Genomic DNA, 14,548 nt, shown 5'->3' on the forward strand with positions numbered 1-14,548 from the left:
AATGAAAGGGGGAGGGGTCAGGCCGACCAGTCGTCGACGGCCCTGCCTACCAGCACCTGAGCGCCGGTATCGAGCACCGGACGCTGGATCAGGCTCGGGTATGCCTTGAACAGCGCCATGGCGCGCGTCTGATCCAGATCGCCGCGTTCGGCATCATCCAGCCCGCGCCAGGTGGTGCTGCGCCGATTGAGCAGCGTGGACCAGTCCACGTACGCCAGAAAATGCTGAAGGGTCTCCTCCAGTTCGCCCTGATCGGCCAGATGTCGCAGGTCGATCATCTTGACGTCCTGATCACTGGCCTCGAGCCGCCGGCGGGCGCGCCGACAGCGGTCGCAGTTGGAAAGGCCATAAAGCTTCAGCATGACAATATCTCTTGTGGCGCATCGGGCGGCGATTATAGGCGCCCTATATGGCGGGGCTCAAATCGGGAAAAGTGTTGCTATCGACAGACAGGGACTATCCGGTCGTGGCGATACCGGCCTCGGCATTAAGGATGTCACAAAGACGCTTGCTCAGCGCCTTTTGAAGCTCGGGATCTGTCAGGGGAGCGCCCTGGGTATCTGTAATGAAGAAAACGTCCTCGACCCGCTCGCCCAGGGTGGCGATCTTGGCGCCGGACAGGGCGATGTCGAAGCTCATGAAGATCTGGCCAACATGCGCCAGAAGTCCCGGGCGGTCGGCCGCGATCAGCTCCAGTACCGTGCGCTGGTTGGCTTCGTCCTGCTCGATCAGAACCCGGGTGGGGACACGAAAGTGCTTGAGCTGGCGCGAGGTGTGACGCTTGACGATGCGCGGATAGTCATCGGGATCGTCGAGTTCCTCGATCAGATGCGCCTGGATCTCCCTGAGCCGGTCGGGATCACGAATGGCCTGCCCGTCACCATCGAGCAGAATGAAGGTGTTGAGCGTCCAGTCATTGCTGGAGGTGGCGATACGAGCGTCGTGAATGGACAGCCCCAGTTGATCGATGGCCGCGGCCGTGGCGGCAAACAGATTGTTGACCGAGCGGGTGTGGATAAAGACCTTGGTGCCGCCATCGGTCATATCCTCGGTCGGTGCGCTGATCAGAATCAGCGGCATGACCTCCACGCCGGCCTGCAGGATGCCCTGGGTGTGCCAGACGATTTCGCTGGCGCTGTACTGCAGGAAGTAGTCATCCCCCAGTGTTTCCCAGAGGGCATCCACGGCCTGACATTCGCCGCCCATGCACTGGGTCAGGGCGCGGGCTTCCTCGCGCGTCTCCTCGATCCACTCCTGACGGTCCAGCGGGTTTTCAAGCCCGCGGCGCAGCACACGCCGCGTCTCACCGTGCAGCTGTCGCAGCAGTGCCGCGCGCCAGCTGTTCCAGAGCGTAGGATTGGTGGCGTTGATGTCGGCCACCGTCAGCAGATAGAGATAGTCGAGATGCACTTCATCGTGAACGATGGCGGCAAATTCGCGGATGACTTCGGGGTCACTGATGTCGCGCTTTTGCGCCGTGGTGGACATCAGGAGATGGTGCTCGATCAGCCAACTGACCAGGTGCGTGTCGCGCCGCGGTACGCCATGGCGGCTGCAGAATCCCTGAACGTCCCGGGCGCCCAGCCGGGAGTGATCACCGCCACGGCCCTTGGCAATGTCGTGATAAAGGCCCGCGATCCACAGCAGCTCCAGCTTGGGCACGCGCGCCATGAGCGCGGCACACAGGGGATACTCCTCGCGCCCTTCGCGGGTACGAAAGCGCTGGATGACGTCCAGCACGCGCAGGGTATGGGCATCCACCGTGTAGATATGAAAAAGATCATGCTGCATCAGGCCGATGATATGGCCAAAGCGGGGCAGATACTTGCCCAGGATGCCATAGCGCGCCATGCGCCCCAGCTCGCGGGCCACCATGCCGCCGCCGCGCAACAGTTCCAGAAACAGGCTGCGGTTGCGCAAATCGGCCCGAAAGCCGTTGTCGATCAGGTGGCGATGGTCCCGAATGGCACGAATGGTGGCGGCACGCACACCTTCGATATCGGGGTGCTGGGCCAGTAGCACAAACATTTCGATCAGGGCAGAAGGGCGGCGCTTGAAGACGTGTGGATGTCGAATGCGAAGATAGCGCCCGTGCAGCTCAAAGCGGTTGTTGAGCGGGACGATCTCGGGCGCCTGGCCATGCTGAAGGATGTTTTCCTCGAAGTTCTGAATCAACATGTCGTTGAGCTCGACCAGCGCCGTCACCACTCGATAGTAACGACGCATGAACTCTTCCACTCCCAGCCGCTCCGGCGTGTCGTGATAGCCGAACAGGGTCGCGATGGTGCGCTGATGATCAAACAGGAGTCGATCTTCGGCGCGCTCACTGATCATGTGCAGGGCGTAGCGCACCTGCCAGAGAAAGGCCCGACTCTGGCTGGCGATGCGTCTATCAGCATCCGTCATGAAGCCGCGCTGCATCAGGACGTCGATGATGTTGGTGCCGAAGTGGCGTTTGGCGATCCAGGTAACGGTCTGAATGTCGCGCAGGCCGCCGGGCGAACCCTTGATGTTGGGCTCAAGATGATGCTCGGAGTTATTGAAACGCTGGTGGCGCGTCTTCTGTTCGGCAAGCTTGGCCTGGAAGAAGGTTTCGCTGCTCCAGGTCTCCAGTCGAGCCAGCCGCTCGCGCATCTGTTCCAGAAGCGACTCGGCACCGGCAATCCGACGCGTTTCCAGCAGATTGGTGATCACGGTGACATCATCGCGCGCTTCGCGCTCACAGTCTGAAAGCGAGCGCACGCTGTGGCCGATATCCAGGCCGATGTCCCAGAGCAGCGTAATAAAGCCGGTCAGCGGTTCACGCCAGGGCGTGTCGTCCTCGCCTTCCAGCAGGATCATCAGGTCGATGTCCGAGTGGGGGTGCAGTTCGCCGCGACCGTAGCCGCCCACGGCCACCAGGGCGATGCCGTCATCAGACCAGTCAAAACGCGACCACAAGAGCGCCAGCAGTTGATCGATACACCAGGCCCTGCCATGCACCAGATCACGAATGTCCGCGCCGTTTTTAAAGCGCTCGTCCAAACGAGTGCGAATATCGGCGAGTACCTCCCGAACGGCACCGATGGGAGACGCGTCGCGGTCAAGCCGGGTCTTCAGGGCCTCGATGTCGATCAGGGTGGTGTCCGGGATGAACCGGTAGTGGTGCAGCAACATGGGCCGTTACCCTGGTAGCAGTAAGAGGCAGCGTTCGCCATGGGCCTGCCGGAGCAGGCCGGAGAGGGCATGAGAAAGACCGGATCAGTCTGTCAGAAATCCGAGGTCCTCGTCATGGCGTACGGTGGTGGCTTCCACGCCGTCGGCGGTGACGATCAGGGTGTGTTCCCACTGGGCGGAGAGGCTCTTGTCGCGCGTGACGGCGGTCCAGCCATCCTTGAGTACCCGGGTCTGCCAGTCGCCGGCATTGATCATCGGCTCGACGGTGAGGCACATGCCTTCCTTGAGTTCGGCGTCGTTGTGCTCATTGTAGCCGTCGTAGTGCAGCACCTGCGGGTCTTCATGAAAGCTGCGGCCGATACCGTGGCCACAGAAATCCCGAACCACGCTATAGCCGTTGTCATTGGCATGGGATTCGATGACACGACCGATATCGGACAGCCACACGCCGGGACGCATGACCTTCATGGCCTCATACAGGCACTCCTGCGCCACGCGAGAGAGGCGTTCGCCCTTGATGTTGTCGCCGACGATAAACATGCGGCTGGTATCGCCGTAATAGCCGTCCTTGATGATGGTGACATCGATATTGAAGATATCGCCCTTTTTGAGCTTTTTGCCGAAATCGGGAATACCGTGGCAGACCACGTGATTGAGCGAAATGCAGGTGGCGTGCTGATAGCCGTGATAGCCGATAGTGGCCGAAATCGAGTCGATCTCGTTTTCGATATAGTGCTGACACAGGCGGTCGATTTCGCCGGTGGAAATGCCCGGGCGAATGTGGGCCTCGATCATCTCCAGCACGCTGGCGGCCAGTCGGCCTGCAATGCGTAGCTTGTCGATGTCTTCGGCGTTATGGATGGGGATGTTCATGGCGACTCGTGATAAGCGAAATGGGAAGCCGTGCGAGAAGACAGGATCGATTCCTCCTCGCAAGCGGGGCAGTGACAGCAAGGTTCGGCTTCATCCTGGCAGCATTATATGGTATAAAGCCGCGCGTTTTCCTGCAATCCATGTCCCGGTATGACAGACTTGTCCCGTGGACGGACGATGCACAAAGCGTTCGAACCATTACCACAGAGACCACACATGTACCGACACATGGTCCCGGGTGCCGTGAAAACGGTCGGACCCATGGGGTACGTGGAGGCTTAACCCGATACTCAGGAGAGTCATCATGTCAGTCAATATGCGTGACCTGCTCAAGGCAGGTGCCCACTTCGGTCACCAGACCCGTTACTGGAACCCGAAGATGAGCAAATACATCTTCGGCGCTCGTAACAAGATTCACATCATCAACCTCGAACATACGCTGCCGGCACTCAATGAAGCCGTCTCCGTGGTCGAGCGCCTGTCGGCCAACAACAACAAGATCATGTTTGTTGGTACCAAGCGCGCTGCCGCCAAGATCATCGCCGAGGAAGCGAATCGCGTAGGCCAGCCCTTCGTGAACCATCGCTGGCTGGGTGGCATGCTGACGAACTTCAAGACCATTCGTCAGTCCATCAAGCGCCTGCGCGAACTCGAAGCCATGCATGAAGACGGCACCTTCGAGAAGCTGACCAAGAAGGAAGTCCTGATGGCCACGCGTGAGCAGGACAAGCTCGAACGCTCCATCGGCGGTATCAAGGACATGGGCGGCCTGCCGGACGTGATGTTCGTGGTTGACGTTGATCACGAGCGCATCGCGATCAACGAAGCCAACAAGCTGGGCATTCCGGTTATCGGTGTGGTGGATTCCAATTCCGATCCGGACGGTGTTGACTACATCATCCCGGGCAACGACGACTCCATTCGTGCCATCCAGATCTACGTACAGGCGATTGCCAATGCCTGTGCCAAGGCGAAGGAAGGCCGCGGTGACGAGTTCGTTGAAGTCAACGAAGAAGCCGAAACGGCTTCCGAGTAATGTCACCAGCGCCGGCAGGTGAGTCCGCTGCCGGTGTCTGTGAATGACAGTGCAAGAGGGGGCTTACGGGCCCCCTTTTTTGAGGCGACAAACAGCATTGAAGCAGTATCTGCTCGTCTGTCTCCATAGTGTCATTCAGTAATGCTACCGATTTTTCTTCTCGTTCCGGCGTGGCCGGAACCGAACACATGATTCAACAGAGGTTCATGACATGGCAGCTATCAGCGCATCTCTGGTCAAGGAACTACGCGAGCGCACCGGGCTTGGCATGATGGAGTGCAAAAAGGCACTCTCCGAAGCCGATGGTGACATCGATACCGCGATTGAAAATCTGCGCAAGAACGCAGGGCTCAAGTCCGCCAAGAAGGCCGGCCGTGTGGCTGCTGAAGGCGCGGTACTGACGCGCGTTGACGACAGCGGCACGACTGCCGTCATGCTGGAAGTCAACTCCGAGACCGACTTCGTATCGCGTGATGACAACTTCAAGAACTTTGCCAATGAAGTCGTCAGCAAAGTGCTCGACACTCGTAACGAAGACATCGCCGTGGTGATGGAAGGCGAGCTGGAAGATGCCCGCGCGCAGCTGGTGCAGAAGATCGGCGAGAACATCACCGTACGTCGTGCCGCCGTGATCGATGCGCCCGAAGGCGGCAGCGTCGGTGCCTATGTGCATGGTGATCGCATTGGTGCGGTCGTGGTGCTCACTGGCGGCAATCAGGACGTCGCACGCGATATCGCCATGCACGTGGCAGCGATCAATCCGTCGGTCTCGCATCCCGAGAAGATGCCCCAGGCCGAGCTCGACAGCGAGAAGGCGATCATCCTGGCGCAGCCCGACATGGCCGGCAAGCCTGCCGAAATCGCTGAAAAGATGGTGCAGGGTCGCCTGAAGAAGTATCTTGCCGAAAACAGCCTGATCAATCAGCCTTTCGTCAAGGATCAGAACGTGACCGTGGCCGAATACGCCAAGCAGGCGGGCGCTGAAGTTGTTAGCTTTGTGCGCTTTGAAGTCGGCGAAGGTATCGAGAAGGAAGAAGTCGACTTCGCCAAGGAAGTCATGGAGCAGGCGCGCCGTAGCTGATCGGGCGTGTCGCTTCCCGCCTGCAGCCAGGGTTGGCTGCAGGCGTTTTGAAGGCGTGCGTTCGCGCACGCCTTCGCGTATCTGCTCGGGCATGACATTTATTGTCATGGCCGGCGATACTTCTCACGTTTTCTCCCCTCGGGCCATCAGGAGGATGTCACATGCCCCCCAATACTGAACGTAGCGCCAAGTACAAGCGTATTCTGCTCAAGCTCTCGGGTGAGGCGCTGACGGGCGAACAGGACTTCGGTATTGATCCAAAGGTTCTGGATCGCATGGCGCTGGAGATCGGCCAACTGGTGGGCATTGGTGTCCAGGTGGGTATCGTGGTCGGCGGTGGCAACCTGTTTCGCGGCGCGGCACTTCACGAAGCCGGCATGGACCGGGTGACCGGTGACCACATGGGCATGCTGGCCACGGTCATGAACGCGCTGGCCATGCGTGATGCGCTGGAGCGCGCCAACATTCGCTCGCGCGTCATGTCCGCCATTCCGATGAGCGGCGTGGTCGAGCATTACGATCGCCGTACGGCCATACGCTACCTGACCTCCGGTGATGTCGTGATCTTCTCGGCAGGCACCGGTAATCCCTTCTTTACCACCGATAGTGCTGCCTGCCTGCGCGGTATCGAGATCGATGCCAACGTGGTCATCAAGGCCACCAAGGTCGACGGTGTTTACGACAAGGACCCCGTCAAGCATCCCGATGCCGCCAAGTATGAGCGACTCAGCTACGATGATGTACTCGACCAGAAGCTCGGGGTCATGGATTTGACCGCCATCTGCCTGGTACGTGACCATGACATGCCGGTTCGCGTCTTCGACATGACGCGTCATGGCGCACTGTTGAATCTTGTCATGGGTGGTCGTGAAGGCACTATCGTCGATAACGGCCCGGTGTAATTACAAGGCTGAGCAGAGGATTTACAAAGTGATCAACGAGATCCAGAAAGACGCCGAAAACCGCATGCAGAAAAGCGTTGAATCGCTGCAGTCGGCCTTTGGCAAGATCCGTACCGGACGTGCCCATCCCAGCATTCTCGATGCCGTTCGCGTTGAATACTATGGTGCCGAGATGCCGCTGTCTCAGGTGGCCAACGTTAATGTCGAGGATGCTCGTACGCTGTCAGTAGTCCCCTGGGAAAGAACCATGGTACCCAAGGTGGAAAAGGCCATCATGACAGCAGATCTGGGCCTGAATCCGTCCACGGCAGGAACGGTCATTCGCGTGCCAATGCCGGCGCTGACCGAAGAGACCCGCAAGGGCTATACCAAACAGGCGCGCTCCGAAGCCGAGCATGCCAAGGTGGCCGTGCGCAATATTCGTCGCGATGCCAATGGTGATTTGAAATCCCTTCTCAAGCAGAAGGACATTTCGGAAGATGAAGAGCGTCAGGCGCAGGACGGTATCCAGAAGCTGACCGACCGCTTCATTGCCGAGATCGACAAGTCGCTTGAGCAAAAGGAAAGCGATCTGATGCAGGTCTGATGTCCGGGCCCGAAACCATCCGACTCAGGGCGCGGCGTGCTGCCGCGTCTGCAGTGAGAAGTCATGACGCCTGACAAGTTTTCAAACATGCCCCGGCATGTGGCTATTATCATGGACGGCAATAATCGCTGGGCAAAGTCACGCGGACTTTCTGGCGTACGCGGTCACCATGCCGGGGTAGAGTCGGTCAGGGCCGTGATCAAGCGCGCGGCCGAGCATCACCTTGAAGCCATCACCCTGTTTGCCTTTTCCAGTGAAAACTGGAAGCGTCCGGCACAGGAGGTCAGTGCCCTGATGGAGCTTTTCATCATGGCGCTCAAGCGTGAGGTGTCCCGACTGCATAAAAACGGCATCCGTCTGTGCATCGTTGGAGACCGTTCAAGGCTTTCGACATCGCTGAATCGCGCCATCGAACGCGCCGAGCACCTGACCCGTCACAATCAGGGGCTGAAGCTGATCATTGCGGTCAACTATGGCGGTCGCTGGGATATTGCCGGTGCCGCGCAGCGTCTGGCCCGTCAGGTTGAAGAAGGCCAGCTTGCGGCTGATGATATCGACGAAACGCTTTTCGATCGTGAAATGTCAGCGACCGGGATCCCGGAAGTGGATCTGTGTATTCGCACCAGCGGTGAGCAGCGCATCAGTAACTTTATTCTGTGGCAGATGGCCTATGCAGAATTTTACTTTTCACCGCTTTACTGGCCTGACTTTGGTGCCGAGGCCTTTGATGAAGCGCTAGGCGTTTATTCCGGTCGCAAGCGACGTTTCGGCATGACCGACGAACAAATCGAGGTTCAGGGTGCTTAAACAACGGGTGTTGACAGCGCTGGCCATCGGGCCCACGTCACTGGTGCTGCTGTTCGTGCTGGGCGGCGGCTGGTTTGCCACTTTTGTAGGTCTTCTGGTCGCGGCGTCTGCGTGGGAGTGGTCCAATCTTTCCGGTGGCGAGGCTCTCAAGGATCGTGCGCTCTTTACGATCACGGTGATCGCCCTGATGGCGCTGGGCTGGTCATCCGGTCTTGCCCTGCATACCTGGCCCCTATGGATTGCGCTGGTGGGCTGGCTGCTGTGTCTGTACTGGGTTGTCAGCTATCCCGAAAGACTTGATCAGTGGCAGAGTCGTGGCGTGCGCTATGTCATGGGACTGTGGGCGCTGCTGCCCTGCTGGGTGGGCCTTTTGCTGCTGCGCGAATCGCCTGTCTGGCTGCTTTATGTCCTGTTGCTGGTCTGGGGCGCGGATATCGCGGCCTATTTTGCCGGACGTGCCTATGGCAACCGCAAGCTGGCGCCCAATGTCAGCCCCGGTAAATCCTGGGCGGGTGTTTACGGGGCGCTGGGTGGAACGGCCCTTCTGGCACTGCTCATGGCGCTGTGGCAGGGCATGGGCATTGGTCAGACGCTGGTGCTGATCATCATCAGTGCCATCGTGACCGCGGCCTCGGTGCTGGGTGATCTCAACGAGAGCATGCTCAAGCGCTATCGCGGCATCAAGGATTCCGGCAACCTGCTGCCGGGCCACGGCGGGCTACTGGACAGAATCGACAGCCTGACGGCCGCCATCCCCATTTTTGCCCTGCTGGCGCCCTGGATCGGTTAACTACCGCCAGTATGAACCCTGTGGCTCGCGACCGATGGTCGATGCAGGTGATCGAATCCGTCCGGGCCACGCTTTTCGTGCCTCCCATCCGCTTCAGCTTTCAGGATCTCTTTCATGCAGACTGTCACCCTGCTGGGGGCCACCGGCTCGATTGGTACCAGTGCCCTTGATGTCATCGAACGCCATCCTGATCGCTATCATCTGCATGCGCTGACCGCGCATTCAAGCGTTGAAAAGCTGCTGGCGCTGTGTCTGAAGCATCAACCCGAGCATGCCGTTCTGGGCGGTGAAGACAGCGCCCATCGGCTGAGCTCGGCGCTGAAGGACCATGACATCAAAACCCGGGTCAGCTGGGGCGAGCAGGCACTGTGCGAGGTGGCAGGCAATGCAGAGGTGGTAGTGGCCGGTATCGTGGGGGCGGCAGGGCTGATGCCGACGCTTGCGGCAGTGCGTGCCGGGCGTCGTATCCTGCTGGCCAACAAGGAAGCGCTGGTGATGAGCGGTGCGCTGTTCATGCGCGAGGTGGCGCAATCCGGTGCGGTACTGCTGCCGCTGGACTCCGAACACAACGCCATCTTTCAGTGTCTGCCGCGTGAGCATCGCGGTGGCCTTGAGCGTCATGGCATTACCCGTTTGCTGCTGACGGCGTCTGGTGGCCCTTTCCGTGACCATGGCCGGGAAACACTGGCGCAGGTAACGCCGGAGCAGGCATGCGCCCATCCCAACTGGTCCATGGGGCGCAAGATATCGGTGGATAGCGCCACGCTGATGAACAAGGGGCTTGAGCTGATCGAGGCCTGCTGGCTTTTCGATGCCACCCCTGATCAGATCGAGGTGGTCGTGCACCCGCAAAGCGTGATTCATTCCATGGCAGCCTACAGCGATGGCTCGGTACTGGCGCAGCTGGGCAACCCCGATATGCGCACGCCGATTGCGCATGCGCTGGCCTGGCCCGAGCGTATCGATGCCGGCGTTGAACCACTGGATCTTTTCACGGTGGCGCGTCTTGATTTTCAAACACCCGATCTTGAGTGCTTTCCCTGTCTGCGGCTCGCTCGCGAGGCCATGGTGACCGGTGGGACAGCGCCGGCCGTGCTCAACGCGGCCAACGAGATCGCGGTGGAGGCCTTTCTGGCAGGCACTATCGGCTTCAACGATATTCCGGTGGTGGTTGAAACCGTCATGGGCCGCATCGAGCGATGCAGCGCTGACGAGCTTGACGTGATTCTGGCGCACGACCGTCAGGCCCGGAGCGAGGCACAAAATGTGATTAACGAGCTGGCCGTAACGGCTGCCGGAGGATAGCCATGGGTATCCTGCAAAATATCGTGGCGGTCATTGTTGTTCTGGGGCTTTTGATCACGATTCACGAATTCGGCCATTTCTGGGTGGCGCGGCGCTGTGGCATTCGCGTGCTGCGTTTTTCGGTTGGTTTTGGCAAGCCGCTGATCTCGCGTGTTGACCGTCATGGCACCGAGTTCGCTCTGGCCGCCATTCCGCTGGGCGGCTACGTCAAGATGCTCGATGAGCGCGAGGGGCCGGTAGAGCCCGGTGAACAGCATCTGGCCTTCAATCGCCAGCATGTTCTTAAACGCATTGCCGTGGTCATCGCAGGGCCGTTGGCCAACTTTATTCTGGCGGTGGTGGCCTACTGGGTCATGTTCATGGTCGGTACCACCGCGATTGTGCCCATGGTAGGCGAGGTCAGCCCGGACTCGCCCGCCGCACGCGGTGGTTTGCAAAACGGTCAGGAAATCGTGGCGGTTCAGGGACGCCAGACGCCGGACTGGAACGGGGTCAATCTGGCGCTGGTGGCCGAGATCGGTGCCAGCGGTCATCTCGAGGTCTCAACGCGCAATGACCAGGGGCGCCTTGAAGAGCACCGGCTGCCGGTCGAGCGCTTCATGGCGCGTCAGAACCCGCCCGAACCGCTGCGCACGCTCGGCTTTACGCCCTGGCGTCCTGACATTGCGCCCGTGATCGGACAGGTGCTTGATGACAGCCCGGCAGCGAAAGGCGGTCTGCAGGCGGGAGATCGCATCAGATCAGTGAATGGTCAGCCGGTATCACAGTGGGAGGCGCTGGTCTCCCGGATACAGGCATCTGCCAATACGCCGCTCGAGATGCGGGTAGAGCGTGATGGCCGCGATATGATGCTGACGGTCACGCCCGAGGCGCGTGAGCAAAACGGAGAGACCGCCGGCTTCATGGGCGCCGGTGCCGGCAGCGTCAGCTGGCCGCCGGAGTATCAGCGCGCCCTGTCATGGGGGCCGCTGGGCGCTGTGGGCCAGGCGTTGTCGCGAACCGGTGAAATGACCTCCCTGACCGTGGGTGCCATCGGCAAGATGATCACGGGCCTGATTTCGCCGTCCAATCTTTCCGGGCCGATCACGATCGCCCGAGTGGCAGGCGATTCGGCCCGGTCAGGGTTTGAAACCTTCATCAGTTTTCTGGCCTATCTCTCCATCAGTCTTGGCGTACTAAACCTGTTGCCGGTCCCGGTACTGGATGGTGGCCATCTTGTGTATTACCTCATTGAGCTTGTTCGAGGGCGGCCGGTGCCAGAGCGTGTGCAGGCATTCGGGTTGCGTATCGGCATGGCACTGATCGCCTCGCTGATGCTGATGGCCTTTTACTTTGACATCATGCGTCTTTGACGGCTTCGATGGCTGCGGGCGTGACAGCCCGGGCGGCTGGCGTCGCCATTATTACAAATTCTGTACCGAGCCCATGACGTCGGCGCTTGTCAGGGTGGTGGGGTTGTGTATAAGGTGCCTGTTCCCGTCAGGGTGGTTGATGGCTACTGCTGGCGTATCTGGAGTGTCATACTGGCCTTCCCGCTCGGAGCATCGATGTCGATAAACGAAACGGTTTCCTTTTTGTTGGACCCTGTCAGGGCATTGGCATGAATCTTGAGCAAAAGCGGGCCCCGAGTGGGCGGAATTCTGTAACAAGCGAAATGACGGCATGAAGATTAGAGCTACAGGTTGGGCGGTGTTGTTAATGGGCGCCTCCCAGGCGGCGTTTGCCGTGTCCTTCGAGGTTTCCGATATTCGCGTGGAAGGGTTGCAGCGTGTTTCTGCGGGGACCGTGTTCAACGCGCTGCCCGTTTCCGCTCACGATACGGTCAACGATGAATCCATCTCCAATGCCGGCAGGGCGCTTTTTCGTACGGGCCTTTTTGATGATGTGCAGCTGGGTCGGGATGGTGACGTTCTGGTCATCGATGTCGATGAACGCCCCTCCATTGCCAACATCAACATCAATGGCAACTCCAAGATTCCTGAGGACCAGCTCAGGCAGGGCCTGAGCGATGCAGGACTTGCCGAGGGGCAGGTGCTTCAGCGCTCAACGCTTGAAGAGATGCAGCGCGAGCTCGAGCGGGTCTATCAGGGGCAGGGACGTTACAGCGCCAGCATTTCAACCTCGGTCCACGAGCGCGACCAAAACCGCGTGCAGGTTGATATTGATATCAACGAAGGCAACGTGGCGCGTATCAAGCAGATCAACATCGTGGGCAACCAGGATTTTGATGACGAGACTCTCCAGGGCCAGTTTGAGCTGGAAGACCGGCCGGGCTGGTTCTTTGGCTGGTTCTCGTCCGATCAGTACTCCCGCGAGCAGCTTCAGGGCGACCTGGACCGTTTGCGTTCATGGTATCTGGATCGCGGCTATGTCAATTTCTCCATCGACTCCACCCAGGTCTCGATCAGCCCTGACAAGTCCTCCATCTATGTCACGGTCAATATCGATGAAGGCCAGCGCTACCGCTTTGGTGATATCAACTTCGCCGGCAGCATCGAAATGTCCGATGATGAGGCGCGTGGCCTGGTTCAGGCCAAAAGCGGCGAGATATTTTCCCAGTCGGACCTGACGGCCTCTTCCGAGGCGCTTCGCAAGGCGCTTGGTGCGCAGGGCTTCGCCTTCGCCCGCATCGAGGCCGTGCCCAATATTCATGAAAACGACGATCGGGTCGACGTGACCTTCAACGTTGATCCGGGCCGTCGTGCCTATGTCCGCCGCGTCAACTTCCGGGGCAATACCACTACCGCCGATGAAGTCCTGCGGCGTGAGATGACCCAGCTTGAGGGGGCGCCGGCGTCCACTGACGCCATCAGTGACTCTCAGGCACGTCTTGAACGGCTGGGCTTTTTTCGTCAGGTCGAGGTCAATACCCAGCCGGTGGCCGATACGCCCGATCAGTTGGATGTGACCTATAACGTTGAAGAGCAGCCCTCGGGCAGCATTTCGGCAAGCCTTGGTTTTGCCCAGTCCGAGGGCATCATCTATGGCGCCTCGCTGTCCCAGCGCAACTTCCTGGGCACGGGCAATCGCGTGGATATCGGTGCGCAGACCAGCAAGTACTACCAGAATCTGCGTTTCAGCTATACCGATCCCTACTGGACGCTGGACGGCATTTCGCGCGGCTACAACCTCTATTATCGGGCCACCGATTATGAGGACTCCGATATTTCGACCTATTCCACCGACGCCTTTGGCGGCGGGGTGAATTTCGGCTATCCGATCAGTGATCTGTCGCGCTTGAACTTCGGCATCAATCTTGAAAGCCTCCATGTCGACGACTACGACGATTCCCCCTCTGAAATCGTTCAGTTCATCAACGACGAAGGCAAGGATTTCAATACCTACAGCCTGACCGCCGGGTGGACGCGCAATAACCTCAACCGCGGTATCCTGCCCACGGCCGGCAGCTATCAGAACGCTTCTGTCGAAACGGCCGGTGGCGATGCGCAGTTCTACAAGCTGCGCTATCAGGGCCAGAAGCTCTTCCCGATCAAGACCGAGGAGTGGGCGCTCAAGTTCCGCTCGGAGCTGGGCTATGCCGACAGCTTTGGCGGCACCGACAACATGCCGTTTTACGAGAACTTCTATTCGGGTGGTCTGGGCTCCGTGCGTGGCTTCCGCAGCAATACACTGGGTCAGCGCACCACCGAGCGCAACGACGGTGATGATGACACGCTGGGTGGCAATATTCTGGTGGAAGGGTCTGCCGAGCTGATCTTCCCGACGCCCTTTATCGATGACCATCGTCAGGTGCAGACCTCGTTTTTCATTGATGCTGGTAATACCTTCCTGAGCGACTGCTATCCGGTAGAGTCGGATCGTACGTCCCAGTGCAGTTCGGGTATCGATCTGGGAGATCTTCGCTACAGCGCCGGCCTGGGGCTTTCCTGGCTGACGCCGGTCGGGCCGCTGACCTTCTCGGTAGCGCGTCCCATCAATAAAAAGGATGACGACGATACCCAGTTCTTCCAGTTTTCGCTGGGCCAGACCTTCTGATGATTGGCCATTGCGT

At 59.4% G+C, this 14,548-nt stretch carries 12 protein-coding genes; 9 read left to right on the forward strand and 3 right to left on the reverse strand.

Features of this window, described 5'->3' with window-relative positions; translation table 11 throughout:
• Positions 1-17: 17 nt before the first annotated feature.
• From C8D72_RS12060 to map, 3 genes are all read right to left on the reverse strand, one after another.
• The gene (locus C8D72_RS12060; protein WP_115854684.1) at positions 18-362 is read right to left on the reverse strand and encodes an ArsC/Spx/MgsR family protein; all 345 of its coding nucleotides are present in this window, start codon (positions 360-362) and stop codon (positions 18-20) included.
• A 94-nt stretch (positions 363-456) separates the two neighbouring features.
• Positions 457-3,156 carry a [protein-PII] uridylyltransferase gene (locus C8D72_RS12065; protein ID WP_115854685.1) on the reverse strand — a complete coding sequence of 900 codons (2,700 nt, stop codon included), beginning with the start codon at positions 3,154-3,156 and terminating at the stop codon, positions 457-459.
• An 84-nt stretch (positions 3,157-3,240) separates the two neighbouring features.
• Positions 3,241-4,029, reverse strand: a complete 789-nt coding sequence (gene map, locus C8D72_RS12070; protein WP_115854686.1) for a type I methionyl aminopeptidase — start codon at positions 4,027-4,029, stop codon at positions 3,241-3,243.
• A gap of 301 nt (positions 4,030-4,330) precedes the next feature.
• Between map and rpsB the strand changes: the two genes are divergently transcribed.
• From rpsB to bamA, 9 genes are all read left to right on the forward strand, one after another.
• Positions 4,331-5,065: a 30S ribosomal protein S2 gene (rpsB, locus tag C8D72_RS12075; protein WP_115854687.1), complete on the forward strand. Its 735-nt coding sequence runs from the start codon at positions 4,331-4,333 to the stop codon at positions 5,063-5,065.
• 211 nt (positions 5,066-5,276) lie between these two features.
• Entirely contained in the window at positions 5,277-6,146 is an 870-nt protein-coding gene (gene tsf / locus C8D72_RS12080; protein WP_115854688.1) for a translation elongation factor Ts, read from the forward strand.
• Positions 6,147-6,307: 161 nt separating this feature from the next.
• Complete coding sequence (pyrH, locus tag C8D72_RS12085; RefSeq protein ID WP_115854689.1) at positions 6,308-7,048, forward strand: UMP kinase; 741 nt, start codon at positions 6,308-6,310, stop codon at positions 7,046-7,048.
• A 28-nt stretch (positions 7,049-7,076) separates the two neighbouring features.
• Positions 7,077-7,634, forward strand: coding sequence for a ribosome recycling factor (gene frr, locus C8D72_RS12090; RefSeq protein ID WP_115854690.1), 558 nt, complete (start codon positions 7,077-7,079; stop codon positions 7,632-7,634).
• 63 nt (positions 7,635-7,697) lie between these two features.
• Positions 7,698-8,441, forward strand: coding sequence for a polyprenyl diphosphate synthase (uppS, locus tag C8D72_RS12095; RefSeq protein WP_115854691.1), 744 nt, complete (start codon positions 7,698-7,700; stop codon positions 8,439-8,441).
• The gene (locus C8D72_RS12100) at positions 8,434-9,231 is read left to right on the forward strand and encodes a phosphatidate cytidylyltransferase (protein WP_115854692.1); all 798 of its coding nucleotides are present in this window, start codon (positions 8,434-8,436) and stop codon (positions 9,229-9,231) included. The genes uppS and C8D72_RS12100 overlap by 8 nt, the downstream gene beginning before the upstream one ends.
• 114 nt (positions 9,232-9,345) lie before the next feature.
• Complete coding sequence (ispC, locus tag C8D72_RS12105) at positions 9,346-10,536, forward strand: 1-deoxy-D-xylulose-5-phosphate reductoisomerase (RefSeq protein ID WP_115854693.1); 1,191 nt, start codon at positions 9,346-9,348, stop codon at positions 10,534-10,536.
• 2 nt (positions 10,537-10,538) lie between these two features.
• Complete coding sequence (rseP, locus tag C8D72_RS12110; protein WP_115854694.1) at positions 10,539-11,888, forward strand: sigma E protease regulator RseP; 1,350 nt, start codon at positions 10,539-10,541, stop codon at positions 11,886-11,888.
• A 310-nt stretch (positions 11,889-12,198) separates the two neighbouring features.
• Positions 12,199-14,532 (forward strand): outer membrane protein assembly factor BamA, encoded by a 2,334-nt coding sequence (gene bamA, locus C8D72_RS12115; RefSeq protein WP_115854695.1) that lies wholly within the window; start codon positions 12,199-12,201, stop codon positions 14,530-14,532.
• The last annotated feature ends 16 nt before the right edge of the window (positions 14,533-14,548 follow it).

This window comes from Kushneria indalinina DSM 14324 (assembly GCF_003385845.1).
Classification (GTDB): domain Bacteria; phylum Pseudomonadota; class Gammaproteobacteria; order Pseudomonadales; family Halomonadaceae; genus Kushneria; species Kushneria indalinina.

Excerpts from the sequence above, each read along its gene's own strand:
- C8D72_RS12060 (WP_115854684.1), bottom strand. The coding sequence starts at position 362 with ATGCTGAAGCTTTATGGCCTTTCCAACTGCGACCGCTGTCGGCGCGCC.
- C8D72_RS12065 (WP_115854685.1), bottom strand. The coding sequence starts at position 3,156 with ATGTTGCTGCACCACTACCGGTTCATCCCGGACACCACCCTGATCGAC.
- map (WP_115854686.1), bottom strand. The coding sequence starts at position 4,029 with ATGAACATCCCCATCCATAACGCCGAAGACATCGACAAGCTACGCATT.
- tsf (WP_115854688.1), top strand. The coding sequence starts at position 5,277 with ATGGCAGCTATCAGCGCATCTCTGGTCAAGGAACTACGCGAGCGCACC.
- pyrH (WP_115854689.1), top strand. The coding sequence starts at position 6,308 with ATGCCCCCCAATACTGAACGTAGCGCCAAGTACAAGCGTATTCTGCTC.
- uppS (WP_115854691.1), top strand. The coding sequence starts at position 7,698 with ATGACGCCTGACAAGTTTTCAAACATGCCCCGGCATGTGGCTATTATC.
- ispC (WP_115854693.1), top strand. The coding sequence starts at position 9,346 with ATGCAGACTGTCACCCTGCTGGGGGCCACCGGCTCGATTGGTACCAGT.
- rseP (WP_115854694.1), top strand. The coding sequence starts at position 10,539 with ATGGGTATCCTGCAAAATATCGTGGCGGTCATTGTTGTTCTGGGGCTT.
- bamA (WP_115854695.1), top strand. The coding sequence starts at position 12,199 with ATGAAGATTAGAGCTACAGGTTGGGCGGTGTTGTTAATGGGCGCCTCC.